Annotated in this window: 23 protein-coding genes and 2 tRNA genes; 16 read left to right on the top strand and 9 right to left on the bottom strand. The window is 72.4% G+C overall.

Features of this window, described 5'->3' with window-relative positions; all coding sequences use genetic code 11:
• Positions 1-6: 6 nt before the first annotated feature.
• Positions 7-1,533, top strand: a complete 1,527-nt coding sequence (locus ABTW95_RS02490; protein ID WP_396450183.1) for an RNA polymerase sigma factor — start codon at positions 7-9, stop codon at positions 1,531-1,533.
• A 216-nt stretch (positions 1,534-1,749) separates the two neighbouring features.
• Positions 1,750-3,222, top strand: coding sequence for an RNA polymerase sigma factor (locus ABTW95_RS02485; protein WP_396450185.1), 1,473 nt, complete (start codon positions 1,750-1,752; stop codon positions 3,220-3,222).
• Positions 3,223-3,277: 55 nt separating this feature from the next.
• On the opposite strand, the gene ABTW95_RS02480 is transcribed toward ABTW95_RS02485, so the two are convergent.
• The gene (locus ABTW95_RS02480; RefSeq protein ID WP_396450186.1) at positions 3,278-4,363 is read right to left on the bottom strand and encodes a phosphotransferase family protein; all 1,086 of its coding nucleotides are present in this window, start codon (positions 4,361-4,363) and stop codon (positions 3,278-3,280) included.
• 457 nt (positions 4,364-4,820) lie between these two features.
• Between ABTW95_RS02480 and ABTW95_RS02475 the strand changes: the two genes are divergently transcribed.
• A complete protein-coding gene (locus tag ABTW95_RS02475; protein ID WP_396450188.1) occupies positions 4,821-5,498 on the top strand; it encodes a hypothetical protein in 678 nt (225 codons plus the stop codon).
• A 2-nt stretch (positions 5,499-5,500) separates the two neighbouring features.
• Here ABTW95_RS02475 and pdxR read toward each other — a convergent pair whose 3' ends face one another.
• Positions 5,501-6,823: a MocR-like pyridoxine biosynthesis transcription factor PdxR gene (pdxR, locus tag ABTW95_RS02470; protein WP_500223806.1), complete on the bottom strand. Its 1,323-nt coding sequence runs from the start codon at positions 6,821-6,823 to the stop codon at positions 5,501-5,503.
• Positions 6,824-6,940: 117 nt separating this feature from the next.
• Between pdxR and ABTW95_RS02465 the strand changes: the two genes are divergently transcribed.
• The 11 genes from ABTW95_RS02465 to ABTW95_RS02415 all read left to right on the top strand — a co-directional run bounded on the left by ABTW95_RS02465 (position 6,941) and on the right by ABTW95_RS02415 (position 18,164).
• Complete coding sequence (locus tag ABTW95_RS02465; protein ID WP_500223803.1) at positions 6,941-7,591, top strand: pyridoxamine 5'-phosphate oxidase family protein; 651 nt, start codon at positions 6,941-6,943, stop codon at positions 7,589-7,591.
• A 52-nt stretch (positions 7,592-7,643) separates the two neighbouring features.
• On the top strand, positions 7,644-8,240 hold the full coding sequence (gene orn, locus ABTW95_RS02460; protein ID WP_396450193.1) for an oligoribonuclease: 597 nt from the start codon (positions 7,644-7,646) through the stop codon (positions 8,238-8,240).
• Between the two features lie 55 nt (positions 8,241-8,295).
• A tRNA-His gene (locus ABTW95_RS02455) sits at positions 8,296-8,371 on the top strand.
• Between the two features lie 122 nt (positions 8,372-8,493).
• Positions 8,494-9,060 (top strand): response regulator transcription factor, encoded by a 567-nt coding sequence (locus tag ABTW95_RS02450; protein ID WP_396450195.1) that lies wholly within the window; start codon positions 8,494-8,496, stop codon positions 9,058-9,060.
• Positions 9,061-9,142: 82 nt separating this feature from the next.
• Positions 9,143-9,215: transfer RNA gene (locus tag ABTW95_RS02445), tRNA-Lys, on the top strand.
• 451 nt (positions 9,216-9,666) lie between these two features.
• Positions 9,667-10,485 carry an SAM-dependent methyltransferase gene (locus ABTW95_RS02440; RefSeq protein ID WP_396450197.1) on the top strand — a complete coding sequence of 273 codons (819 nt, stop codon included), beginning with the start codon at positions 9,667-9,669 and terminating at the stop codon, positions 10,483-10,485.
• A 253-nt stretch (positions 10,486-10,738) separates the two neighbouring features.
• Complete coding sequence (locus ABTW95_RS02435; RefSeq protein WP_500223799.1) at positions 10,739-12,292, top strand: alpha-L-arabinofuranosidase B; 1,554 nt, start codon at positions 10,739-10,741, stop codon at positions 12,290-12,292.
• 129 nt (positions 12,293-12,421) lie between these two features.
• A complete protein-coding gene (locus ABTW95_RS02430) occupies positions 12,422-12,805 on the top strand; it encodes a hypothetical protein (protein ID WP_500223796.1) in 384 nt (127 codons plus the stop codon).
• Between the two features lie 22 nt (positions 12,806-12,827).
• The gene (locus tag ABTW95_RS02425) at positions 12,828-15,401 is read left to right on the top strand and encodes a caspase, EACC1-associated type (RefSeq protein WP_500223793.1); all 2,574 of its coding nucleotides are present in this window, start codon (positions 12,828-12,830) and stop codon (positions 15,399-15,401) included.
• Positions 15,398-17,170, top strand: coding sequence for a type VII secretion protein EccCb (gene eccCb, locus ABTW95_RS02420; protein WP_500223791.1), 1,773 nt, complete (start codon positions 15,398-15,400; stop codon positions 17,168-17,170). Before ABTW95_RS02425 ends, eccCb begins: the two co-directional genes overlap by 4 nt.
• Before the next feature lie 163 nt (positions 17,171-17,333).
• Entirely contained in the window at positions 17,334-18,164 is an 831-nt protein-coding gene (locus tag ABTW95_RS02415) for an alpha/beta fold hydrolase (RefSeq protein ID WP_500223789.1), read from the top strand.
• A 17-nt stretch (positions 18,165-18,181) separates the two neighbouring features.
• On the opposite strand, the gene ABTW95_RS02410 is transcribed toward ABTW95_RS02415, so the two are convergent.
• On the bottom strand, positions 18,182-18,946 hold the full coding sequence (locus ABTW95_RS02410; RefSeq protein ID WP_500223787.1) for an SGNH/GDSL hydrolase family protein: 765 nt from the start codon (positions 18,944-18,946) through the stop codon (positions 18,182-18,184).
• A 221-nt stretch (positions 18,947-19,167) separates the two neighbouring features.
• Here ABTW95_RS02410 and ABTW95_RS02405 point away from each other — a divergent pair, with 221 nt between their 5' ends.
• A complete protein-coding gene (locus tag ABTW95_RS02405; protein WP_396450210.1) occupies positions 19,168-19,569 on the top strand; it encodes an acyl-CoA thioesterase in 402 nt (133 codons plus the stop codon).
• Positions 19,570-19,606: 37 nt separating this feature from the next.
• Positions 19,607-20,251 carry a TetR/AcrR family transcriptional regulator gene (locus ABTW95_RS02400; RefSeq protein WP_396450212.1) on the top strand — a complete coding sequence of 215 codons (645 nt, stop codon included), beginning with the start codon at positions 19,607-19,609 and terminating at the stop codon, positions 20,249-20,251.
• A 311-nt stretch (positions 20,252-20,562) separates the two neighbouring features.
• Here ABTW95_RS02400 and ABTW95_RS02395 read toward each other — a convergent pair whose 3' ends face one another.
• The 6 genes from ABTW95_RS02395 to ABTW95_RS02370 all read right to left on the bottom strand — a co-directional run bounded on the left by ABTW95_RS02395 (position 20,563) and on the right by ABTW95_RS02370 (position 24,457).
• Positions 20,563-20,802, bottom strand: a complete 240-nt coding sequence (locus ABTW95_RS02395; protein WP_396450213.1) for a hypothetical protein — start codon at positions 20,800-20,802, stop codon at positions 20,563-20,565.
• 92 nt (positions 20,803-20,894) lie between these two features.
• The gene (locus ABTW95_RS02390) at positions 20,895-21,443 is read right to left on the bottom strand and encodes a TetR/AcrR family transcriptional regulator (RefSeq protein WP_396450215.1); all 549 of its coding nucleotides are present in this window, start codon (positions 21,441-21,443) and stop codon (positions 20,895-20,897) included.
• A 27-nt stretch (positions 21,444-21,470) separates the two neighbouring features.
• Entirely contained in the window at positions 21,471-22,328 is an 858-nt protein-coding gene (locus ABTW95_RS02385) for a M23 family metallopeptidase (protein ID WP_500223779.1), read from the bottom strand.
• Between the two features lie 32 nt (positions 22,329-22,360).
• The gene (locus tag ABTW95_RS02380; RefSeq protein WP_396450219.1) at positions 22,361-22,861 is read right to left on the bottom strand and encodes an ArsR/SmtB family transcription factor; all 501 of its coding nucleotides are present in this window, start codon (positions 22,859-22,861) and stop codon (positions 22,361-22,363) included.
• Positions 22,862-22,985: 124 nt separating this feature from the next.
• Positions 22,986-23,627 carry a nitroreductase family protein gene (locus ABTW95_RS02375; protein WP_500223774.1) on the bottom strand — a complete coding sequence of 214 codons (642 nt, stop codon included), beginning with the start codon at positions 23,625-23,627 and terminating at the stop codon, positions 22,986-22,988.
• A gap of 26 nt (positions 23,628-23,653) precedes the next feature.
• A complete protein-coding gene (locus ABTW95_RS02370; protein WP_500223772.1) occupies positions 23,654-24,457 on the bottom strand; it encodes an SAM-dependent methyltransferase in 804 nt (267 codons plus the stop codon).
• Positions 24,458-24,553 lie beyond the last annotated feature (96 nt).

Here is a 24,553-nt window from a genome sequence, read left to right as displayed (position 1 = left end):
GACCTCGTGTCCGGTTGGCCCAGTTACGACCGCGCCGACGACGAACGCCTGGCCCGATCCCTGGCCGCAGGCGATCCGAGCGCGCTCATCCAGGTCATGGACCGCTACGCGGCCCGCCTGTACGACTACTGCCACGCGCTGCTGCGCGACCAGGACCAGGCGGCCGGCGCGCTGCACGACGCCCTGATCGCCGCCTACGCGCACGTGCCCGTCCTGCGCGAGCCCGACCGGTTCCGCGGCTGGCTGTACGCGCTCGTGCGCAACGAGTGCACGCGGCGGCTGCGCGACCCCGACCGGCCGGCCGAGCGGCACGAGGCGCCCGAGGTCGAGGACGGCTTCCTGGACGACGCGGAGCTCGCCCGCCGGCAGGAGACCCGCCGGCTCGTGCACAGCGGCCTGTCGGCGCTGCGCGGGCGCGAGCGCGAGGCGCTCGACCTCATGCTCCGGCACGGCCTGGACACCTTCGAGGTCGGCGGCGTCCTCGGCCTCGGCGCGCAGGAGGCCGACGACCTGACCCGCGCGGCGCAGGCCCGGCTGCACGAGGCGATCGCGGCCTGCCACATCGCCCGCACCGGGCGCCGCGACTGCCCCGAGATCGCCGCCATCGCGGACGAGGGCGGCTGGCCGGCGCCGCCGCCGGTCGTGCGCAGGCTCGTCCAGCACGTCGCCTCGTGCCCCGCCTGCGGGTCGCGGCGCGACCGCGAGGTGCCCGCGGCGCGGCTCCTGCAGGTGCTGCCGGTCGCGATGATGCCGAACGACCTGCGCGGGCACGTCATGGCCACCGCCACCGACGCCGCGCTCGCCGCGGACCTCGCGCACATCGCGCACCGGGCCGAGCCGCTGGACGAGTGGGGCTGGCCCGTCGTGGCCGACCGGGGGTCCGTGCAGGACGTCTCCGAACGGCGCAGCCCACGCGCGCTGTGGCCGGCGCTCGCCGCCGCGGCGGCGGTCGTCGTGATCGTGGCGGGGGCCTTCTACGTGATGTCGGGGTCGCCCAGCGGCGGGACGAGCGCGCAGGGCCCGTCGGGCGGGGCGACGGCGTCGGTGCTCGACCCGTCGTCGCCGCCGGAGTCCGAGGACCCGCTGGACTCGCCCACGCCCACGCTGAGCGAGACCCCGACGCCCACCCCCACGACGACGTCCGCGACTCCCACGCCGACCCCGACCCGCAAGCCGTCCACCCGCTCCTCCCAGCCCCGCCCGACCACGCAGAAGCCCTCCACCGGAACCCTGTCGGTGGGTTCCTGCACGATCAGGGGCGCCGGGCCGGGCTCCTGCACCATCCTGGTGCGAGCCGTGGGAGGGACGGTGACCTGGTCCGTGACGGGCGCGTCCGACGGCCTCCAGGCCACCGGCGGCGGCACGCTCCGCAGCGGGCAGACCGCGTTCGTCCGGGTGAGCGGCACCTGCACCCCGCCCGGCGGCACCGGGACGGTCAGCTTCTCCACCGGCAATACCGGCGGCGTGACGCTGTCCTGCCCGACGGACGGCGGGCCCGGAGGCGGCGGGGACGGCGGTAACGGCGGCGGCTGACCCTCAACGTGAGCTAGATCACATTTACATGACCGGGTGGCCTTCGACTAGGACAGATGGCCACATGGCGTACCGAAGCCGTCACAGAATCCGTTCATAAGGGAGAAATCCCAGCAACTTGGTGGCAAGATCAGGCACCCAGAGTCGACCGACAGGCGTCGGGGCTCGCCGGGGGCACGATCCACAACACCACCGACTTGGACTGGGAGGGTTCCCGTGGCCGGTGAGCCAGGGCCCGGGCGGAACGACGACCAGAGGCTGGCGGACTCGCTGCGAGCCGGGGACGTCATCGCCCTGACCGAGGTGTACGACACGTACGCGCCGTTCCTCTACGACTACTGCCACGGCCTGCTCCGCGACCGGGTGGAGGCGGCCGGCGCGCTCCGCAACGTCATCATCGCGGCCCGCGAGCACGTGCACCGGCTGACCGAGCCGGACCGGCTGCGCGGCTGGCTCTACGCGATCGCCCGCAAGGAGTGCATGCGGCGCCGCGACAGCCCGAACCGGCACATCGGGCAGGAGGCGCCGGAGGCCGACGACGACCTGACCCCCGAGCAGCTCGCCCGCCGGGAGGAGCGCCGGCTGCTCGCGCACAGCGCGCTCGCCGCGCTCAACGGCCGGCAGCGGGAGGCGATCGACCTGTCGGTCCGGCACGAGCTGGACGAGGTCGACGTGTGCGGGGTCTTCGGGATCCCGCTGGAGGAGACGCTCGCGCTGGTCCAGAAGGCCCGCGAGGACCTCGCCGCCGCGCTGCGCGCCGCACTCATCGCGCAGAACCACTGGAAGGACTGCCCGAGCGTCGCGGCGCTGACCGAGTCGTGGCCGCTGACGCCGCAGACCGCGGCCTCGCTCGTCCGGCACGTGGCGAGCTGCCCGGTGTGCGAGGAGCGGGAGACGCCGGCGCTGCCGCCGGACCGGCTGCTGTCCGTCCTGCCGATCGCGGCGATCCCCGCCGAGCTGCGGCTGGACGTGCTGACCGCCGCCACCGCCGAGGACCGGGCCGGGAACCGCCGCGCCATCGCCGCGTGGACCGAGCCGTTCGACGAGTACGGCTGGCCGCTGCCCTACCAGCCGGCCGCGCCGCGCGCCCGCGACCGGTCGCCCCGGCGGCGCGGCCCGGTCCTCGCGGCCGTCGCCGTGGCCGTCGGGATGGCGGTCCTGTGCGTCGGCGCCTGGTCCTGGCTGCACAGCGGGAACGGGGGGACGGACGCCGCGGCGACCGGCCCGGCGGTGCCCGGCGACAGCGGCTCGCCGGGCGACTCCGGGGCGCCCGAGGCGACGCCGACCGACCCGTCCCCCACGGTCACCTCGCCGTCCCCGACCGAGTCGGAGTCGCCGTCGAAGTCGCCGTCGCCGTCCAAGACCCCGTCGAAGACGCCGACGACCAAGGCCCCGGCCCCGCCGACGACGAAGGCTCCGGAGCCGCCGAAGGCGGGCAGGCTGTCCGTGCAGGGATGCAGCATGGGCAACGACGCGTCGTGCACCATCACCATCACCGCCGTCGGCGGGGCGGTGAACTGGCGCGTGACCGGGACGTCCGGCGAGCTGAGCGCGAGCGGAAACGGCCACCTGTCCTCCGGCGAGACGGCGCGCGTGACCGTGTCCCGGACGAACGTCATCTGCTTCGGGCGCAGAAGCGGATCGGTGTCGGTCGCGCCCGGCGGATCCGCCCGCGTCTTCTACTGCTGACGGGGCCGCGGCTGCGCCCGGCGGGCGCGCGCCCGCCCGGCGCGGCCGCGGCGCGTCAGGAGATGGAGCCGGTGTCCAGGGTGCGGTGGGCGCGCTCCAGGAGGATGGGGACGCCGCCGCCGATCTGGTCGAAGCCCTCGCCGACGGTCGCGTTCTGCAGGAAGCGGGCGTGGATGCCCTCCAGGATGACCGCCAGCTTGAAGCAGGCGAACGCGACGTAGAAGTCGAGGTCGGCGAGGTCGAACCCGGTCAGGGACGCGTACCGGTCGGTGAACTCGCGGCGCGTGTAGAAGCCGGGCGCCGAGGTGATCGTCGCGCCGACGGGCAGTTCCTCGGCGTCGGCGGCCTCGGCCCAGTACACCAGGGTCAGGCCGAGGTCGGAGAACGGGTCGCCCAGCGTCGACATCTCCCAGTCGACGACGGCCGCGATCTCGGGGCGCGGCTCCAGCCGGACGAGGGCGTTGTCGAGCCGGAAGTCGCCGTGGACGAGCCGGGCGGGGGCGTCCGCCGGCAGGCGCTCGGCGAGCCGGGCGGCGAGCCGGTCGTACTCGGGGAGGTCGCGGGCCGTCCCGGTGGCCCGGATCGCCTCCTGCGAGCTGTCCCACTGCTTGCCCCAGCGCTTGAGCTGCCGCTCCATGTAGCCGTTGGGCCGCCCGAAGTCCGCCAGCCCGACGGCGTCCACGTCGACGGTGTGGATCGCCGCGAGCGCCTCCACGAGCGCCGCGGACAGGCCGCGGGCCTGCTCGGGCGTCATGTCCTCGGCGTCCTCCCGGGTGCGCAGGACGCGGCCGTCGACGAAGTCCATGACGTAGAAGCGGGCGCCGATGACGTCCTCGTCGTCGCAGAACGCCAGCGTCTTCGGCACCGGCACGTCCGTCCCGCCGCCGAGGGCGGACAGCACCCGGTACTCGCGCCCCATGTCGTGGGCCGTCGGGAGGACGTGCCCGAGCGGGGGCCGGCGCAGCACGACGCGGCGGCCGCCGTCCAGGGTGATCCCGTACGTCAGGTTCGAACGCCCGCCCGCGATCAGGTCGATCGCGGTGATCCGCCCCGCACCGGGCACCTCGCGGGACAGCCAGGCCGCGAGGCGGGGGACGTCGATGCCGGGGACCCCGGCCGGCAGTTCTGCGTCAACGGTCATGACGACCTATTAGAACGCTGCTCGGTCCGGACTGTGAACCCCACCCCGGTACCCGGGCGCCGCCACGCGCGCGACGACGCGTATACGCGCGATCCGTTGTCGGCCACTTCCGGCCGACTTGCAGGAAGGCTTCACCTGGCCTTCAGCATCCCGGCTGACCTGGCCGAACGGTGCGGCTTCCGTCCCTGGACGGGTATTTCACCGAGAGTCTCTGGAGAAAAAGGTGCCTCAAGGTGGAATCTTTGGACACCGGGGGTACGCCTCAGCGACGACACCCGAGCGCGCGGGGCCTCCCCCAGGTACGGATGTCGACCGCCGTCATCCCGGCCCATGAGACGGCAGGCTGGACTTATGAGTCCCGCTGGGCTAAGAGAAGAGGACTAGACCATTCGGGACTAGACCGCCCGATTGGGGGGGACGCACCGTGGCAGACGCATGGCTGCCGGGAGCCGGACGCATGCCGGCACGACACGACGGCGGAGCGTTGCGGGGAGGTGCTCCCCGCGCCGTCTGGTGCGCCGGCGAGCACGATCCGCGCATCGTCTCCGCGCGCTCGGTGGCCGCCGACCTCGTCAAGGAGGGCCGGCCGGCGCACCTGGTGTGGCATCCCGGCACCGGCGAGATCGTCCAGCTCCTCCCGATCACCCGCGCGGCCCTGCTCCTCGGCGACCGCGTCGGCCGGGAGGGCCGCGTCTGCGCGCAGATCATGGTGGTCGGCCAGTCCCGGACCCCGTTCACCGCATCGCTGCTCACCGGCCTCGACGCGCTCGTCCAGTGGCTGGACGCGTGGGGCGTCGCGCGCCGCTGGCCCGCCGGCCCCCCGCTGCCGTCGCCGCAGTCGTACCACGCGAGCCGCAGCCGCAAGGAGTGGGCGCGCGGCGGGCACTACGGCGCCTCGCAGGTGCCGACGCTCGACCGGCCCGATCCGGGCGGCATCGACATCCGGCGGATCACCGGGCCGGACACCCCGGTGACGCCCATCCCGAAGCCGCGCGCGCCCAGCGCGCCGGGCGGGAGCCGGCTGCTGCCGCCGCGGCCGCGCACGCCCGACCCCGTCCGGCCGCCGCAGGGCGACCCGCCGCTGCGCCCCGCCTCGGAGCCCGTGCCGGTCGGCCAGTCCGCCATGTCGAACTGAGTTCAGGGCCTGCCGCTCAGCGCCCGGATGATCTCGCATCCCTTGCGCAGCTCGCTCGCGGTCGCGGCGGAGCCGTAGCCGATCAACAGCCCGGAGGCCCGCCCCGGTTCCGTGCAGTAGCGCTCCAGGGTCTCCACCAGGACGCCCCGTTCGGCGGCTTCGGCCGCGACGCGGCGCGCCTCGCCTTGCGGGACGTCCACCACCAGATGCAGCCCCGCGGTGTCGCCGCGCAGCGCGAGGCCGTCCAGCGCGCGGACGACCACCTCGCGGCGCCGCGCGTACTCGGCGCGCATCCTGCGGACATACCGGTCGAGATCACCCCGTTCCAGGAGGATGCGCAGCGCGTCCTGCGGGACGATGGCCGTGCGGTCGTTCAGCTCCATCCGGCGCGCCGCCACCTTCTCCACCAGGTCGGGACGGCCCGCCAGCCAGCCGACGCCCATGTCCGTGGTGAGGATCTTCGCCGTGGTGCCGAGGTAGACCACCACGTCCGGGTCGAGCCCGTACAGGGCGGGCAGGGGCGCGACGTCGAACCGGAACTCGCCGTCGTAGTCGTCCTCGGCGATGAGCGCCCCGTTGCGCCTCGCCCAGGCCAGCAGGGCCCGCCGGCGCGGGACGGGCAGCACGCCGCCCATCGGGTACTGGTGCGACGGCGTCGTGTAGACGAGGCGCAGATCGTCGGGCAGGCCGTCGACGATGAGGCCGTGCTCGTCCACAGGGCACGGCACGAGCTCCGCACCACGTCCCTCTAGGACGATGCGCGCCTTCCCATAGCCCGGGTCCTCCACCCCGACGCGGTCGCCGGGGCGAAGTACGGTCGCGGCAAGCAGATCGAGCCCGTTCGTCGCACCCCGTGTGACGAGCAGCCCGTCCACAGGGCAGCGCACGCCGCGGCTACGCCTGAGGTAGTCGGCGAGTGCCTCGCGCAAGCCCGGCAGGCCGTGCGGGTCTTGGCGCTGCTGAGGCGGCCTGCCCGCGGCAAGACGCCATGCTCGGCGCCAAGCCGGTGTGTCGAGGGCCCCGGTCCAGGCGGCACCCGCCCTCAGGTCGATCTCATTTTGGGTCGCCCTCGGCGCCGGTCTCGTGGTCGGTTCTTGCGGCCTGGGCACAGGCGCGGCGGCCACGCCTTCGGTCACATACGTCCCGGAACCGTGGCGCCCTTCCAGCCAGCCCTCCGCGTAGAGCTGCTCGTAAGCCTCCGTCACCACCGTGCGGCTGACGCCCAGCAGCTTGCCCAGCGCCCTGCTGGAGGGGAGCCGCTCTCCCGCGGCGAGGCGTCCCTCCGTCATCGCGTCGCGGAGCTGGCCGACGAGCTGAGCGCTCATCGGCTCCCCGGCGTCCCGGTCAACGACGAGAGGCAGATCGATCGACAAAGTGGTCTCCGGCTTTGCGCGCCAAGTGGCCATACCGACCAGGCCACTCGCCTCCTAGCGTAAACGGACATGAACGCACTCTCATCGACCTCCCGCACCCGGCTCACCAGGCATCCGGAACGCGGCGGCACGGACCGGGCCGCCCTCTACGAGGTCCTGGACGCCGGCATGATCTGCCACCTCGGCGTCGTCGTGAACGGCTCGCCGCGCGTCCTGCCGACCTGCTACGGCCGCCTGGACGACACCCTCTACGTGCACGGCTCCACCGGCGCGAGCAGCCTCATGGCGGCCCCGTCCCAGGACATCTGCGTCACCGTCACCCACCTGGACGGCCTCGTCCTCGCCCGGTCCGTGTTCCACCACTCGGTCAACTACCGCAGCGCCGTCATCTACGGGACGCCCCGGCTCCTCACCGACCCGGACGAGAAGCAGACCGGCCTCCGCGCCATCGTCGAGCACCTCGTCCGCGGCCAGTGGGACGCGACGCGCAAGCCCAACCGGAAGGAACTCGCCGCGACCTCCGTGATCGCCCTCTCCCTGGACGAGGCGTCGGTCAAGATCCGCCAGGCCCCTCCGTCGGACGAGGAAGAGGACTACGCCACGGACACCTGGGCCGGCGTCCTCCCCGTCGCCCAGACGTTCGGCGAGCCGTCCCCCGACCCGCAACTCCGCCCCGGCATTCCCATTCCGGGACATATCGCCCAGCGCGTGACCTCCTAATTCCGCGGGCTCGACGCCCCGCGCAGTCGTTCATGGCCGTAGGGTGAATGCCATGAACGAGCGGCTGGTCTGGATCGACTGCGAGATGACAGGACTCGACCTGCGGAATGACGCGCTGATCGAGATAGCCGCCCTGGTCACCGACAGCGAACTCAACATCCTCGACGAGGGCGTGGACGTCGTCATCAAGCCGCCCCCGGAGACCGTGACCCGCATGACCAAAGTCGTCCGGGACATGCACACGACCTCCGGGCTACTGGAGGCCCTCCCGAGCGGCGTCACCCTCGCCGAGGCCGAGGACACCGTCCTCGGCTACGTCCGTTCCCATGTGAAGGACGCCAAGAAGGCGCCGCTGTGCGGCAACTCCATCGCCACAGACCGGTCCTTCCTGGCACGCGACATGCCGGCCCTCGACGCCCACCTCCACTACCGCATGGTGGACGTCTCCTCCATCAAGGAACTGGCCCGCCGCTGGTACCCGCGCGTGTACTTCGCCAGCCCGGAGAAGAAGGGCGGCCACCGCGCCCTCGCCGACATCACCGAGAGCATCCAGGAGCTCCGCTACTACCGCGCCGCCGTGTTCGTCCCGCAGCCCGGCCCCGACTCCGAGACGGCGCGCTCCATCGCCGCCAAGGTCTCCTCCGGCTGACCCACCCTCCCGGAGCCGCTACACTACTTGGAGCCGGGACGCGCTCCCGGCCACGGTGGGTGTAGCTCAGCTGGCAGAGCACTTGGTTGTGGTCCAAGATGTCGGGGGTTCAAGTCCCCTCACTCACCCCAGCTCCGAGGCCCCGGCCGTCCAGCCGGGGCCTTCGCCGTGTGCGGCGCGGTCCATCGACTCTTGAAGATCGTCCCGTTATGCTCCGTCCCTATAAATGTCAACGACACGCCAAGGGCAACGGATGAGTGTCGATGAGACGGCCCCGCTGCGCGTCCTCGTCGTGGACGCCGACCCCCAGGTCCGCGCGGACGTGATCTCCCTCCTGAACGCCAGCGACGAACTCCAGGTCGTCGCCGACACCCCCGACCCCCAAGCCGCCCGCACCCTCGCGGAGCGCCTGCGGCCCGACATCGTCCTGCTCGACGCGGCCTCCGCCGCCCACGCGGCCGCCCTCAGCGCCGCCTCCCGCGTCTTCCTCCACTCCGGCGACCAGCCCGCCGTCGAGACCGCGCTGCGCGCCGGCGCCTGCGGCCACCTCGTCCCCGGCGCCTTCACCGCCCCCGACCTCATCCGCGGCGTCCGCGCCGCCTCCCGCACCACCCTCGGCCTGTCCGCCCGCGAATCCGAGGTCATGGACCTCATCGCCACCGGACGCTCCAACGGCGAGATCGCCCGCCAGCTCTTCCTGTCCGAGAAGACCGTCAAGAACCACGTCAACCGCATCTACGCAAAGCTCGGCGTCAGCTCCCGCGCCACCGCCATCGCCCTCTGGCGCGGCATGGTCAGCGTCCTCCCCGCCCAGGACTAAACCGATTCGCACTGCTCCGCAGCCCCTGGTACTGTTCTTCCTGTCGCGAGGGCCCCGGCCAAGGCCAAGGCCCGCCAGACACGCGCCGTTAGCTCAATTGGCAGAGCAGCGGACTCTTAATCCGCGGGTTCGGGGTTCAAGTCCCTGACGGCGCACTCGGGCCTCCTATGTTCGTAGCCCCTTCGGGGTTACTTCCCGGGGGCCTTATTTCTTTTGGGGGGCGACCCCCCATGCCCCCCGATCTGGGGGGCTCCCCCCAGGCCCCCCAAGGGGCGCCACTTCCTGCTGGGCCTCGGGGGCTTCTTGGGAGTCCAGCCTCAGTGGGTTAGCTGGAACTGCGACCGCCGTTCAGCCGCGCCACCGTTCGGCCAGGCCCGTCCGGGCAGCTCACGAAAGCCCGCTAATTAAGGCGGGGCTGCGGTGGGTCGGGCTTGCACCGTCTTTGATCCAGCGTCCAGGCATTGGTCGTGGCGACGCATCGTGCTGGGCCGGCCCGGGGGATTCTCTGGCTCACGCGGTCCTGGGGCGATCGGCGTCGGGGGGAAGGGGCCGAGGTCTACCATTGGGTAGGCACTTCGGGGGTGGTCGGAGGGTGGAGGTGTCTTGGTGAGCGAGCTGGACGAGAGCGCTGAACTGTCGGCGCGGATCGATACGACGGTGGCGCATCCGGCGCGGCGGCAGAACTACTGGCTCGGCGGGAAGGACAACTTCGCGGCCGACCGGGAGTCGGGGGACGCGATCGCCGCCGCGTTCCCCACCGTGCGGACGGCGGTCATCGAGAACCGGCGGTTCATGCGCCGGGCGGTGTCCTACCTGGCGAATGAGGTGGGGATCGACCAGTTCCTCGACATCGGCACGGGCATTCCCACCAGCCCCAACGTGCACGAGATCGCGCAGGAGGCCGTGCCCGAGGTGCGCGTGGTGTACGTCGACAACGACCCGATCGTGCTCGTGCACGCGCGTGCCCTGCTCACCAGCGGCCCCGACTCCGTCACCGCCTACATCGACGCCGACGTGCGCGAACCCGGGAAGATACTGGATCATCCGGAGCTCCTGCGGACGCTCGACTTCTCCCGGCCCATAGCGCTCGTCCTCACCGCGGTGCTGCATTTCGTGTCGGACGAGTACGACCCGTACGGGATCGTCGCCCGGCTGGTCGATGCGCTGCCGGCGGGCAGCTATCTCGTCATGTCGCACGCCACCAACGACTTCCTGACCGAGGAGGAGGCGGCCGCGATCGCCGCGGGGCGGTACGGGCCGTTCTTCGGGCGCAGCGAGGCGGAGTTCACGCGGTTCTTCGAGGGCATGGAGCTGGTCGAGCCCGGGATCGTGTCGGTGGCCGAATGGCGGGCCGAGGACGAGGTCCAGCCGCGGCCCACTCCGGCGGAGGCTTACACGTACTGCGCGGTCGCCCGGGTGAGGTAGTCCTCCGCGGGCCCTTGCAATTGGGGCTTGACAGCGTCCGCGGAATGTTATGTGCTCGCAGCACCGCCCTGAAACCACGACCCTATGAGGGAGGGCTGCCTCGGCCGGTTCATGTTAGCGATAACATTCTAGGCTTCGGAAAGACATCGCAGGTCGCGAGGGTCGCATGTGACGGCTCTTGGTCGACTTGTGAGCGCTAACTTGTGCCGTCCCCCGCCCGTAATAGGAGTCGGCAGCAGAAAGGACAGCTCCCATGGCGGTTCGGTTACGGCTCGCGCAATGGAAAAGGACGGCGCTGTTCGCCGCGGTGATCGCCGCGCTCGGCCTCGTGGCCGGCATGCCGGGGCGGTCGCTGGCGGCGGGGCCGCTGCCGTGCGACATCTACGGCTCCGCCGGGACGCCGTGCGTCGCGGCGCACAGTACGACGCGGGCGCTGTTCGGCTCGTACGGCGGCCGCCTGTACCAGGTGCGCCGGGCGTCGGACGGGCGGACGCGCGACATCGGCGTCCTCTCGGCCGGCGGGTACGCCGACGCCGGGGCGCAGGACTCGTTCTGCGCCGGCACCACCTGCGTCATCTCGGTCATCTACGACCAGACGTCCCGCCACAACGATCTGACCCCCGCGCCTCCGGGAGGCGTCGGCGGCCAGGACGACCCCGTGCCGGCGGACGCGCTGCCGGTCACCGCGGGCGGCCGCACGGTGTACGGCGCGTCGTTCTCCGGGCGCATGGGCTACCGCGACAACTCGACGTCGGGCGTGGCGACCGGCAGCCAGCCGGAGGGGATGTACATGGTCACCTCCGCGACGCATTTCAACAGCGGCTGCTGCTTCGACTACGGCAACGCCGAGACCAACAACCTGGACAACGGCAACGGCCACATGGACGCCATCTACTTCGGCACCCTGTGCTGGTTCTCGCCGTGCCACGGCTCGGGTCCATGGGTGATGGCCGACCTGGAGAACGGCCTGTTCCAGTCGGCCAACGGCGGCAGTGAGAACACCGGCAACACCGGCAGCCGGAACCCGTTCGTGACGGCGACGCTGAAGAACAACGGGACGAACTTCTTCGCCATCAAGGACGGCAACGCCCAGTCGGGCGGGCTGTCCACGCGCTATTCGGGGCCGCTGCCGACGTCGCGGCCGGGGTATTCGCCGATGCACAAGGAGGGCGCGATCATCCTCGGCATCGGCGGCGACAACAGCAACAGCGCCGTCGGCAACTTCTTCGAGGGCGTGATGACCTCGGGGCTGCCCAGCGACGCGGCGGAGAACGCCGTCCAGGCCAACATCGTGTCGGTCGGATACGGGGCGCCGAGTCCCGTCCCGGCGGGCAGCCTGACGCCGGGCTCGACGATCTCGCTGCGCGCGACGACGGCCTGCTGCACCACGCGGTACATCCGCCACCAGAACGACAACGCCGTGACCTCGGTGATCTCGTCCGGCAGTTCGTCGCTCGACAAGAACGACGGATCGTGGATCGTGCGCCGTGGGCTGGCGGACGACTCCTGCGTGTCGTTCGAGTCCCGCAACTACCCGGGTGACTTCCTGCGGCACTTCAACTACCAGCTCTACCGGCAGCCGATGGACGGGTCCGCGATCTTCCGCGCCGACGCCACGTTCTGCCCGCAGCCCGGAAAGAGCGGCAGCGGGACGTCCTTCGCCTCCTACAACTACCCCGACCGGTTCATCCGGCATTACAACGACACCGTCTACATCGCGAGCAACGGCGGCTCCCACGACTTCGACGCGTCCGCGAACTGGGCGGCCGACGTCACCTGGGCCGTCACCTCTCCCTGGGCTCCCTGACACCCAAAACGGCGAGAGCCGCCCTAGGCCCGGGGGCGGCTCTCGTCCCATGTCCGGAAGCGGTGGCAGGTTTCTCAACGGGGTGGATAATCTGCCGGAGCAGGCGCGGCCGAGGGGCGAGCAGACGGGGTGAGGATCGTGCGGGCGACCCGTATCTCAGTGATCATCGAGGGCGACGATCTCCAGGAACTCGACGAGCTGACCCGCAGTCTGGAGGAAGAGCTTCTTCTGCTCGATTCCGTGACGGAGGTCGAGCGCCCCGAGGAGGAATCGCCGGAGGGCGCCAAAAGCGCCACCGTGGCCGCGATCGGGACGCTCATCGTCAGCGGCGTCTTCTCCCGGGCGGCATTGCGCGCGCTGGTCGGCCTCGTCGCGGAATGGCGCAAGCGGACCGAGGCGCGGAAAGTCGAACTGGTCGAGGGCGACGATTCCCTGGCGGTGGAGGGGCTGTCGGCCAAGGAGCAGCGCGAGCTGATCGACCGGTGGCTGCGGCGCCGCGAGGGGGACGGATGAGGACGGGGTCCCGAAGCCCGGCATGAGCAGGATCGCCCTGCTGGTCGCCACGACCGAGTACGTCGACCCGGGCCTGCGGCTGCTGCGCTCGCCCGCGCAGGACGCCCGGCGCCTCGCCGCGCTGCTGGAGGACGACTCGATCGGCTACTTCGACCGGGTGCTCGTCCTGGCCAACGAGCCGAAGTCGGCGATCGAGGAGCACATCGAGGAGCTGTTCGGCCGGCGCGACCCGGCGGACACCGTCATGCTCTACATGTCGTGCCACGGCATCCGCGACAAGCACGGGCGGCTGTTCTTCACCACCGTCCGGACGCGGCGGGACCTCCCCGAGTCGACGTCGGTGTCCGCGCGGTTCGTCGAGGAGCAGATGAGCCGGTGCCGCGCCGCCGGGAAGATCCTGCTGCTCGACTGCTGCTACGGCGGCGCGTTCGTGCAGGGCATGGAGCCGTTCGCGGCGGCGGACGGCGGGGAGCTGAGCGCGCAGGCCGCGGGCAAGGGCACGTACGTGATGGCGGCCTCGGACGTCCTGGAGTTCGCCTACGAGGGCGAGACCATGAAGCACCGGTCGGGCCCGTTCCGCTCGGTCTTCACCGAGGCGATCATCGACGGGCTCGGCACGGGACGCGCGGACGCCGACAACGACGGCGTCATCACCGCCCACGAGCTGTTCGTGCACATCCAGGACCATGTGCGCCGGTCGGGCGTCCCGCAGACGCCCACCGAGTTCACGTCCGGGGTGCAGGGCAACATCCCGATCGCCAAGGCGGCGCTCTGGCACCGGGACGCCGACGCGCGGGCCGACCCGTTCGGGGAGGAGAGCCTGCCGCTCACCGAGCTGCTGCCGGCGCTGGTGCCGACCGAGGACCGGGGCCTGTGCGCCCCGGGCTGGCCGCGCAACGGCACCTTCGCCGTGCCGCTCGGCCGCATGTACGACCCCGAGCACGGGCTGCGCGAGACGCTCACGCTCGACCTCTCCGGCGGCGCCGCGCACGTCGGGATCGTCGGCGGCATGTGGAGCGGAAAGACGTCGGTGCTGCGCACGCTGGCGTGCTCGCTGGCGCTCACCCACTCCCCCGCGGAGGCCCAGATCTACGCGCTGCACGGGGAGCCGGACGGGCTGGCGCGGCTGGCCGGGCTGCCGCACGTCGGCAAGATCGCCGACTATTCGGAGCGGGACGCCGTCCGGGAGATCGTGGAGGGCGCGGCGGCCCTGCTGAGCCGCCGGGAGCAGGTGTGCGGCATGCTGCGGATCCGCTCGCCGCGGCTGTTCCGCTCCAGGAGGCTGCGGGGCGAGATCCCGGGCGACGAGGTCGGCGAGGTCTTCCTGCTCATCGACTCCTGGCCGGACTTCGCGGACCGCTACCCCGAGTTCGCCCGCCTGTGCCTGCGCATCGCCCAGCTCGGCGCCTACTACGGGATGCACCTCGCCGTCTCGTCCGACCGCTGGCGCGACATCCCGGACGAGCTGCTCCCCCACCTGAGCAACTGGATCGAGCTGGCCCTCGCCGACCCGCAGGAGTCGCGCATCGACGCGCAGCTCGCGGGCGCGCTGCCGCCGAGCGGCCCCGGATTCGGGCTGTCCCGCGGCGGCCGCTACGTGCGCATCGCGGTGCCGGCGGCGTCGGAGGGCCCGGACGGGACGCCGGAGGACGACTCGGCGGCGGTCGACGAGCTGGTCGGCCGGATCGCGGCGGCGTGGCGGGGGCCGCGGGTCCCCGCGCTGGACGGCCAGGACGGCCCCGCCATGCGGTCGCCCGGCCTGCTGGAACTCATCGGCGTGCCGGACCCGTCCACGTTCGACACGTCCGGCGCGTGGTCGCGGCGCACGCGCGACAAGCTGCTGCGCCCCGTCATCGGCGTGGACCTCCTCGGGCGGCCCGTCGAACTGGACTTGAAGGAGCCCGCGGAGGGCGGGGTGGGCCCGCACGGGCTGCTCGTCGGAGCGACCGGGTCCGGCAAGTCGGAGCTGCTGCGCACGCTCGTCCTCAGCCTGGCCGTCACCCATTCGTCGGAGGTGCTCAATTTCCTGCTCATCGACGGGAAGGGGAGCGGCACGTTCGGGGGCTTCGAGCGTCTTCCGCATGTGTCGGCGGTCGTCACCGGCCTGCAGGACGAGCTCGCGCTCATCGAGCGTCTGCGCGCCGTGCTGGCCGCCGAGCTGGCCCGGCGGCGGAAGCTGCTGCAGTCCCGCGACCACGGGACGCAGCGGGCCTACGAGGAGGCCCGGGCGCAGGGCGCCGAACTGGAGCCGCTGCCCGCACTGCTCATCGTGATCGACGAGTTCGCCGAGCTGCCGTCGCTCTGGCCGCCGTTCGCCGACGGCCTGGAGGACATCTGCCGCAGGGGCCGGTCGCTGGGCGTCCATCTGCTGCTGTCCTCGCAGCGCTTCGACGAGGCGACGTCCCGGCGCCTGGGGGCCCACATGACCTACCGCATCGGCATGCGCACCTACTCGGCCGAGGAGTCGCGGATGATGCTCGGCGTGCCGGACGCCTACACCCTGCCGAACCAGCCGGGCAGGGGCTATCTGAAGTTCGGCGCCGACACGATGATCGGCTTCCAGGCGGCACTCGTGCCGGGAGGGCGGCGTACGTGAAGAGTTCGTCCGCGCCCGGCGGCGGGTCCCCGCTCGAACTGATCCTGAGCAGGCTCGAAGGGCAGGGGCCGGCCGCTCACCGGATCTGGCAGCCGCCGCTGAACGAGTCGCACACGCTGGATCAGCTGCTGCCTCCGCTCCGGCGGACGCCCGGCAGCGGCCTCACCGCCGCCGATGAGCGGCGGCATGTATCTGATCTGACCTCCATCGCCGGAGTCGTGGACGTGCCCAGCGAGCAGAGCCTCAGGTGGCTGGGGGTCAGCATGGCCACCGGGCATCTCGCCATCGTCGGCGGGCCGCGCACCGGGAAGTCGACCCTGGTGGCGACCCTCGTCGCGTCGATCGCGCTCACCCACACCCCTGCGGAGGCCCAGTTCTACTGCCTGGACTTCGGTGCGGGCCCGGGTGCGGTCGGCGGCCTCGGCGAGCTTCCCCACGTCGGGTCCATCGCGTCCCGCCGGCAGCCGGAACTGGTGCACCGCACCATCGCCGAACTCACCGCGCTCGCCGAGCACCGCCGCCGGAAGGTCGAGGACACGGGAGTCAGGACCGCGGCGACCTGGCAGGAACTGCGGAGGACGCCCGCACTGGCCCCCGACGAGTACGGCGACGTGTTCCTCGTGATCGACAACTGGGGCGCGCTCCGGGACGTCGAGGAAGGGGTCGAAGACCTCGTCGCCGACCTCGCCGGCGCCGGTTTCGGGGCCGGGCTCCACCTGATCGTCACGGCCGGGTCCTGGTCAGAGTTCAAACCCGGGATCAGGGAGCTCTTCCGCCACTGCCTCGAACTGCGCCTGCCGGACCCTTCGGAATCCCAGATCGACCCCGAAGCGGCGGCTCTCGTGCCGGAGGGGCGCCCGGGGCGGGGGATCGTGCCCGACGGAGCGCAGTTCCTCTCCGCGTTGCCCCGCATCGACGGCAATGCCTCCGCGGACGACCTGGCACAGGGGATGCGTTCCATGGTCCAGGCGGTGAAGGAGGCGTGGAGCGGGCCGCCGGCGCCGCCCGTCCGGATGCTTCCCGCGCTGCTCCCCTTCGACGCCCTCCCCGCGGACTCCGACCGCGGCATCCCCATCGGCATAGAAGAAGAGGCGCTGTCGCCGGTCTTCCTGGACTTCGTCAAGAACCCGCACTTCGCCGTCTTCGGCGACACCGAATGCGGGAAGTCGAACCTGCTGCGGTTGCTGATCCACGGCATCGAGAGCCGGTACACGGCGGAGCAGGCACGCATCATCATCGTGGACTACCGCCGCTCGCTGCTGGACTCCGCCGACACCGAGCACCACATCGGCTACGGGGCCTCCAAGGTCGCGACGCAGCAGGTCCTGGGGGAGGTGCACAGCGCGCTCTCTGCCCGGTTCCCGCCCGTCGGCGTGACCCCCGAGCAGCTCCGCGACCGGTCATGGTGGTCGGGCGCGGAACTGTTCCTCGTCGTGGACGACTACAACCTGGTCGCTACGCCGTCGGGCAACCCGCTGGAGCAGATCATCGAGCTGCTGCCGCAGGCCCGGGACATCGGCTTCCACCTGATCCTGGCGCGCTCGATGGTGGGAGCCGGCCGGGCCATGTACGACCCGCTGATCAGGAGCCTCGACGACGCGGCCTCCCCCGTGCTCGTCATGTCCGGGCGGAGGGACGAGGGGAACCTGTTCGGCCTCGACGCCCGGCCGCTCCCCCCGGGCCGGGGGGTGCTCGTCGACCCGAGCGCCGGGAGGCGGCTCGTCCAGACGGCCCTGTTCCCGCCCCCGCAAGAGCAGAAAGGCCCCTGAGCCGAGGTCGGGCGAGGGCCGCGCGACAGCACCTGGCGGGTCACCATGCCCTCGGCCTCTTATTGACCGACCGGTCGGTTGTTAGTAGCGTGCGTCCCATGCCTGCCGGTGCGGAGCGGACGCGGTCCGCCGCACCTGCCGACCCCGCGAGCGGGTGATGATCTTGACCGACGTTTCCGGTGCGTGCTCGGTGATCGCGACCGCCTTGGGGCCGGTCAGGGTGGCGATGCGCGGCGAGGGGGCGCCCGTGGTGCTGCTGCACGCCAACCCGGGCGACGGGCGCGACTACGCCGCCGTCGTGCCGGCGCTGGCGGGCCGGTTCCGGACCTACACGGTGGACTGGCCCGGTTACGGGGGCTCCCCCGCTCCACCGGAGCCCGCGGCCGCCACCGCCATGGCCTTCGCGGGAATCCTGCCGGACATCCTGGCCGGGCTGGGGCTGCGGCGGGCCGCGCTCATCGGCAACAGCGTGGGCGGCTACGCGGCCGCCCGGCTCGCGATCACCGATCCGGACGCGGTCTCGGCCCTGGTGCTGGTCAACAGCGGCGGCTTCACCCGCCAGACCGCCCTCATCCGCGCGGTCATCCGCCTGAAGGGAACCGAGACCGCGACGCGGTCGCTGGCCGGCCGACTCTCCCGGCTCTACCTGCGCGGGCGCACCCCGGTCGTGCGGGAGATGCTCGCCCGCGACGCCGCCCGGCGGAGCGACGGGGCCAGTGTCGCGGTGGAGGCGGCGATCTGGCGCAGCTTCACCGACGCGGACCACGACCTGCGCGAGCGCGCGGCACGGATCACCGCCCCGACCCTGCTGGTCTGGGGCACCCGCGACCCGCTCCTCGGCCGGGACGGCGGATCCGCGCGCCGCGCGATGCCCCGCGCGACCTGGCACCCCCTGCCGACGGGCCACGCCCCTTTCGCGGAGGACCCGGAAGCCTTCCTCACCGCGGTCCTGCCCTTCCTCGCCCGCGCTCACCCGCAGGCGCCCCGCACCTGAGCCGCCGCCCGCGCGCGTCACACCACCGGCTCCAGCCGGGGGCGTTTGGCGCTGCGGCCGTCGCCGGACGAGCGGCCGCGCAGCCGGCGGACGATCCAGGGGCCGGCGAAGCCGGAGGCCCACGCGAGTTCGGTGCAGGCGCGGCGCCACAGCGGCGCGGGCGGCGCCGGCGGGAACGGCTCGGCCCAGGACCCGTCGCTGCCGGGCAGGCCGAGCGCCTCGGCGACGGCCGCGGCGAGGCGCGCGTGCCCGGCCGGGGCGAGGTGGTAGCGGTCGGCGCTGAACATCCGCGGATCGGTGGTCACCGGGTAGCCGAAGGTGTCCACCAGGAGGGCGCCGTGGCGTGCGGCGGAGGCCCGGATCCGCGCGTTGAAGTCCAGCACCCGGGGCCGGGCGTACCGGGCGAGAGGGGCGAGCCGCGCGATGTCGGGGTAGGTGAACGTGACCACGCGTGCGCCGCAGCCGGTGAAGGCGGCCAGCATGGCGTCCAGCTCCTCCGCGACGGCGGCCGCGTCGAATCCGGGCCGCATCAGGTCGTTCATGCCCGCCATGACCGTCACGAGGTCCGGCTCCAGCGCGAGGGCCGCGGCGGTCTGCTCGGCCCGGATCTGCCCGGCCAGCCTGCCCCGGACGGCGAGGTTGGCATAGCGCAGCCGGGGCTCGCGCTCGGCCAGCATGCGGGCCAGCCTGTCCGCCCAGCCCCGGTAGCCGGTCTCCTCGTCGCCGTCGTTGAGCCCTTCGGTCTGGCTGTCCCCCACCGCGACGTACCTCAGATAACTCATCGCATCGCCCTTCATATACATACATGCGTGCATGCATGTTAACTTGGAGGGCGGCGACCCGCCAGAACCGGGCCGGGAACGCGACGCGGATCACCCGGCGGAGCGCCGGGTGATCCGGGTCGCCGCACCACCGGGGCCGCGACCGGTTCCGGCGATCCCCCCGGGCTCGGGACACGCGATCCTGAGAGCTTCCGGGGAACGTGCCGTTGGGGAGGAAGCTCATGGAGGCAGAGCCGGCCGTCGCGGTGTGCCGGGTACGGGTCAAGCCCAGGCAGTGCGACGCGCAGGGAATGGTGCACGCGATCCGGTACTACGAGTTCTTCGAAGACGGCTTCCTGGAATGGCTGGACCGCTTCGCCGGCGGCTACGGGGCGGTGCGCGCGGACGGCGTCGACCTGGTCATCCGCGCGAACGGATGCGACTACCGAGGCAGCGCACGCCTGGACGACATATTGGTGATGGAGGTCGCGCCGACGCGCATCGGACGCACCTCTCTGTCGATGTCGTTCACGATGCGCCGGGAACAGGACGGCGGCACCGTCGTGATCGGGCACGCGACCTATGTCGCCGTCGCCGGCGCGGGCGCCGTGGACCTGCCCGAACGGCTTCGCCGGTACGGATGACCACGGGGAGACCCGGCTCAGCAAGTAACGTACGAACATGAACGTACGTAGCTCGGATGCCCCGGGGACGGCCCGGCGCGCGACGCAGGCGGAGCGGAGCGCCCGCAGCCGGTCCGCCCTGCTCGAATCGGCGGCCAGGGGGCTGTCCCGCTACGGCTACGGGAACATCGTGCTCGCCGACGTCGCCCGGGACGCCGGATACACCCGCGGTGCCCTCTACCACCAGTTCAAGGACAAGCAGGACCTGGCCCTCGCGGTGGTGGAGTGGGTCCACGAGAACTGGCTCAGCGAAGTCGGCGAGCCGGCCAGGCGGGAAACCGCACCGGTGGCGGAGCTGCTCGCGCTGGCGCGCGGGCACGCCGTCTTCTGCCGGCGGGACATCGCCCGCGTGATCATGGCGCTCCGGATCGAGTTCAGCGAGCAGGACCACCCGGTCGGCCGGGAGATCGAGCGGACCTGGGAGACGGGCGTCGAACGCGTCACCCGGCTGGTGAGAGCGGGACGCAGGGACGGGACGATCCCGCCCGGCCCTCCCGCGAGGAAGGTCGCGCTGGCGTACATGGGCGTCCTGGAGGGCGTCGCCATCGCGCTCGCCGGGCACGCACCGCACGATCAGGAGCTGACCGTCCGCGCGGTGGAGGGCGTCCTCGGCCTGCACGGCGCACAGAAGGCCGAGGCATAGGGCGCATGCTCGTCACGTCCCGTTCCCATGCCGAATACCGGGCGATGTTCGCTCTCACCGACCGCGACCTGGCCGGCGTCACGCTCGACTGCGCGGGCGGGGCGTCCGGTTTCGCCGCCGTGGCGGGTGCGGGCGGCGCCCGGGTCGCGGCCGTGGACCCGCTCTACGCTCGGGGTGCCGGCGAACTGGCCAGGCGGTTGCCCGCGGACCTCGTCCGCGGCCAGGAGATGGTGCCGCGCCGGCCGGCGGCACACGTCAGGTGCCGGCGAGGTCGGCGATCAGCCCGCGTTCAGCCCGCGTACCGGACGGCCTCAGATGGCGAGCCCGGCGATGATGTAGGGAAGGCCGCCGGCGGTGATGCCGGCGAACGCCATCGCCGGACGGGTCATGGCCCGTCCGGCGATGACCCGTCCGGCGGCCAGGCTGGTCATGAACCCGAGGGCACCGATCACCCCGGCGTAGATCGCCGTGATGGGTGAAAGGAGGAGGGAGAGCGCCGCAGCCACGGCGAACACCGCCCAGTGCCGCTTTCGGGAGGGTGCGGACGCCACGGCTCAGGCTTCCTCTTGATCAGGTCGTGCGGCCGGCTCGGCGAGCACGGCCCCGTCCACGTGCGGGCCGGCGGCCGGTGCCGCCGCGGCGGTCACCCGGGGCCGTCCAGGTACTCCGCGAGTGCGGTGCGCAGTTCCGGAAGGACGGCGTCCGCTCCGGATTCGGCGACCGCCACGTCGCGGGCCATCGTGATCCACAGCCTCGCGGCCGCCGCCGGCCGCGCCCGGCCCAGGGCCGCGAAGTCGGGGGCGGCCAGCCGCGCGAACTGGTCGCTGCGCCGGGTGACCTCGGCGAGGATCTCCCGCTCGGCGCGCGCCTCGACCAGGAGGGCGCGGACGGCGCGGTCGGCGCGGCACCCGTCCAGATAGGCCCGGGTGGCGGTGAGCAGCCGGTCGCGTCCCGGGGGAAGACCGGCGATCGCGTCGTCGATGCGCTCGGCGATGCGGTCGTGGAAGGCTCGGTGCAGTTCGGTCAGGAACCCCGCCCGGGTGCCGAAGTGGTGGAAGAAGCTCCCCTTCGCCACCCCGGCCGCGGATACGATCTTGTCGACGCTCAGCCGGCCGAGCCCCGCCTCCTCGGCGAGCGCCAGGCCCGCGTCGATCAGCGCCGCCTTCTTGCCCGCCGGGTCCCTGGTCCGCACTGCCCCATGCTCTTATTGACCGACCGGTTAGTCAACAGCGGCGCGGGGCGCGAGCACCTCCGGGGCCGGGACGGTGAACGGGGCGCGGGCGCCGGGGACGCCGGTCTCGGTCCGGCCGCCGGATTCGTAGGGGAAGGCGAACGGGACGCCGGCGGCGGCCAGCGGGCGGGGGCGGTCCATCAGGTGGAAGTGCAGGTGCGGCTCGGACGTGTTCCCGGAGTTGCCGACCTCGCCGAGCACGTCGCCCGCGCGGACGCGGTCGCCCTTCGCCACGCGCAGGGAACCGCGGCGCAGGTGCGCGAAGACCGCGTACACGCCGTCGCCCAGGTCGAGGGTGACGGAGTTCCCGACGACGAACCGTCCCGCGGACAGGGTCAGCAGCGACAGCACCTGGCGGAACACCATGCCCTCGACCAGCAGGTAGACGAGGGCGGGCCAGGAGTTGCGGCTCCAGTGGTCGCGCTGCCATCCGCTCGCCTGCACCACGACTCCGTCGGCGGGCGCGAGGACGTCCTGCCCGAACGCCGGGAACGAGCCGGGTGGCGCCGCGAGCGGCCACCGGCGGAGCGGGCGCCACGGGCCGGTCCCGTCGGGGACGTGGACGAGGTCGATCGCGTACGTCTGCCCCAGCTCGTGGGTCCCGTGGCTGGGGACCTTGTCGGCGGGGCTGTTGACCGGCACCCAGCGCCCCCGCACCGGGCCGCGCACCGTGACCGGGTCGCGCTCCGAGCCGCCGCCGGGCACGAAGAACAGCACGATCCCGGCGGCGATCAGGACCAGGCCGGCCCACCAGACCGCATCGACCCCGTGCAGGCGTTCGGTGAGGGACAGCAGTATTCCGAGCAGGAGGAACACCGTCCTGAAGCGGGCTGTCGTTCTGAGCATCTCTCCTCCGATCGGTCCGCCGGGGCGGCCGCTCAGCGGCGGGCCGCGGCGAGCACGGTCAGTACGGGCACCACCCGTTCGCCCGGGACGCTGTACTGCCCGCGCGCGGTGGTGCGCAGCCAGCCGGCGGCGACCAGCTGGCGCAGGTGGTGGTAGAGCTGGCCGGTCGTGCCGAGGCGCTCGTGCGCGGCCAGCTCGGCGGTGGTGCGGGAGCCCTGGAGGATCTCGCGGAGCAGCAGCAGCCGCACCGGGTGCGCCAGCGCGCTCAGCGTCTCGGCGGCCTGCGACCAGTCGTCCGCCAGCAGGTCGTCCACCGTGTGGCCCTGCTGCCATTCGTAGTGCTCCCCGGCCGGCAGCGTCACCGAGCCGGTGAACAGCACCGCGCCGGGGTCGTCGGCGCGGTCCTTCAGGCCGTGCAGGGCCCAGAAGGCGTCGTCCGCGTCGGGACGGCGCACGGCCGCGGACGGCTCCTCCAACCGGGCCACCCGCTCCTCCAGGCGCGCGACCCGCTCCGACAGGTTCTCCTCAGCCACGCCTCCGATACTACGTAATTACGTAAATACGTCAAACCGAGGGCCGCGGAACGAGGAAGGCCCCCGGAACCGTGTTCCAGGGGCCTTGCCGTGAGATCTCGCCTGTGCGGCCGGCTGGCGCCGGTCAGCCGGAGGCCAGGGGATTCCCGTAGGTCTCGTCGAAGACGATCTCGTCGACCGGGATGCGGCTCAGCTTGGCGGGGAAACCGCGCTCGGGGTAGCCGACGGCGATGTGGGCGGCGGTGATGACGCCGTCCGGGATGCCGAGGAGCTCCTTGACCCGCGGCTCGGAGTGGACGAGCAGGGTGGTCAGGGCGGTGGCGACGCCCTGGTCGCGCAGCGCGAGGCAGAAGTTCTGCGCGGTCGGGTAGATCGAGCCGCCGCCGACGACGCTGAGGCGGTCGAGTTCCAGGTCGGTCGGGTGCAGGCCGTCGAGTTCGGCGCACAGGACGACGACGGCCGGCACCTCGTGCAGGTGCTCGGCGAAGTGGTCGGCGTCGGTGACGGCCTTCGGCAGGGCGCCCACGCCGATCTCCCCGGCCCCGATGCCCGCCAGGTACGCCTTCCACGGCCCGAGGTACCACTCGGCGAGCTGCCGCTTGCGGTCCTTGTCGCGGACGACCACCCAGCGGACGGGCTGCCGGTTGCCGCCCTGGGGGGCGAACCGGGCGGCCTCGAACGCCGGCAGCAGCACCTCGTCCGGTACCGGGTCGTCGCGGAAGTAGCGGCAGGTGCCCGTTGTCTTCATGGCCTCGATGACGTCCATGTCACCTTCCGGGGGGAGTGGATGGGTCAGACCTTGCGGCCGACGGCGCCGTACATCCAGATGCGCTCGAGGTCCCTGGTGACCCGGCCGTCCGGGCGCCACAGCGGCGTCTGGACGATTCCGGGCTCCAGCAGCTCGAAGCCGTCGAAGACGCGCTCGATCTCTTCTTTGCGGCGCGCCACGGCGGGGGCCTTGGCGCGGTTGTAGGTGTTGGCGACCTGGCCGACCTGGCTGGAGCGGAAGTCCTGCGTGGGGTGGGAGACGGCCAGGTATCCGCCGCGCGGCATGGCGTCGCGCAGCGGGGCGACGATGTCCCGCGGCTCCCGGTCGGGGACGAACTGGAGCACCGACACGAGCATGACCGCGAGCGGCTGCTCGAAGTCGAGCAGATCGCGGACCTGCTCGTCGCCGAGGATGCGCTCCGGGTCGCGGACGTCGGCCTGCACGACGGCGGTGCGGCCGAGCGGGTGGGTGGTGAGCAGGGCCCGCGCGTGCACCAGGACGATCGGGTCGTTGTCGACGTAGACGACGCGGGTCTCGGGCGCGATCTCCTGCGCGACCTCGTGCACGTTCCGCTGGGTCGGCAGCCCGGCGCCGATGTCGAGGAACTGCCGGATGCCGGAGTCCACTAGGTGCCGGACGACGCGGCGCAGGAAGGCGCGGTTCTCGCGGGCGATGGCTCTCAGCTCGGGGGCCGCGGCGAGCGCCGCCTCGGCGGCGATCCGGTCGGCCTCGTAATTGTCCTTGCCGCCCAGGTAGTAGTCGTACATCCGGGCCGGATGCGCTACTTCCACCTTGAGGTCGACGGGAGCTCTTTCATCACTCGTCACCTGTTTTCGGCCTCTCTCTTCCGCGCGTACGCCGACCATCACCGCGAAGAGTTCGCGGCCGATGCAGGGATCGTATTTCCGCTTCCTGCGATGTGC

The sequence above is a fragment of the Spirillospora sp. NPDC127506 genome, from assembly GCF_040302145.1.
Lineage (GTDB): Bacteria > Actinomycetota > Actinomycetes > Streptosporangiales > Streptosporangiaceae > Spirillospora.
The sequence above is the reverse complement of the archived record's forward strand: the minus strand, read 5'-3'. Positions and strand labels throughout refer to the sequence as shown.

Excerpts from the sequence above, each read along its gene's own strand:
- ABTW95_RS02480 (WP_396450186.1), bottom strand. The coding sequence starts at position 4,363 with ATGACCGTTGACGCAGAACTGCCGGCCGGGGTCCCCGGCATCGACGTC.
- ABTW95_RS02475 (WP_396450188.1), top strand. The coding sequence starts at position 4,821 with ATGCCGGCACGACACGACGGCGGAGCGTTGCGGGGAGGTGCTCCCCGC.
- pdxR (WP_500223806.1), bottom strand. The coding sequence starts at position 6,823 with ATGAGCGCTCAGCTCGTCGGCCAGCTCCGCGACGCGATGACGGAGGGA.
- ABTW95_RS02465 (WP_500223803.1), top strand. The coding sequence starts at position 6,941 with ATGAACGCACTCTCATCGACCTCCCGCACCCGGCTCACCAGGCATCCG.
- orn (WP_396450193.1), top strand. The coding sequence starts at position 7,644 with ATGAACGAGCGGCTGGTCTGGATCGACTGCGAGATGACAGGACTCGAC.
- ABTW95_RS02450 (WP_396450195.1), top strand. The coding sequence starts at position 8,494 with ATGAGTGTCGATGAGACGGCCCCGCTGCGCGTCCTCGTCGTGGACGCC.
- ABTW95_RS02435 (WP_500223799.1), top strand. The coding sequence starts at position 10,739 with ATGGCGGTTCGGTTACGGCTCGCGCAATGGAAAAGGACGGCGCTGTTC.
- ABTW95_RS02425 (WP_500223793.1), top strand. The coding sequence starts at position 12,828 with ATGAGCAGGATCGCCCTGCTGGTCGCCACGACCGAGTACGTCGACCCG.
- ABTW95_RS02410 (WP_500223787.1), bottom strand. The coding sequence starts at position 18,946 with ATGAGTTATCTGAGGTACGTCGCGGTGGGGGACAGCCAGACCGAAGGG.
- ABTW95_RS02405 (WP_396450210.1), top strand. The coding sequence starts at position 19,168 with ATGGAGGCAGAGCCGGCCGTCGCGGTGTGCCGGGTACGGGTCAAGCCC.
- ABTW95_RS02400 (WP_396450212.1), top strand. The coding sequence starts at position 19,607 with ATGAACGTACGTAGCTCGGATGCCCCGGGGACGGCCCGGCGCGCGACG.
- ABTW95_RS02385 (WP_500223779.1), bottom strand. The coding sequence starts at position 22,328 with ATGCTCAGAACGACAGCCCGCTTCAGGACGGTGTTCCTCCTGCTCGGA.
- ABTW95_RS02375 (WP_500223774.1), bottom strand. The coding sequence starts at position 23,627 with ATGGACGTCATCGAGGCCATGAAGACAACGGGCACCTGCCGCTACTTC.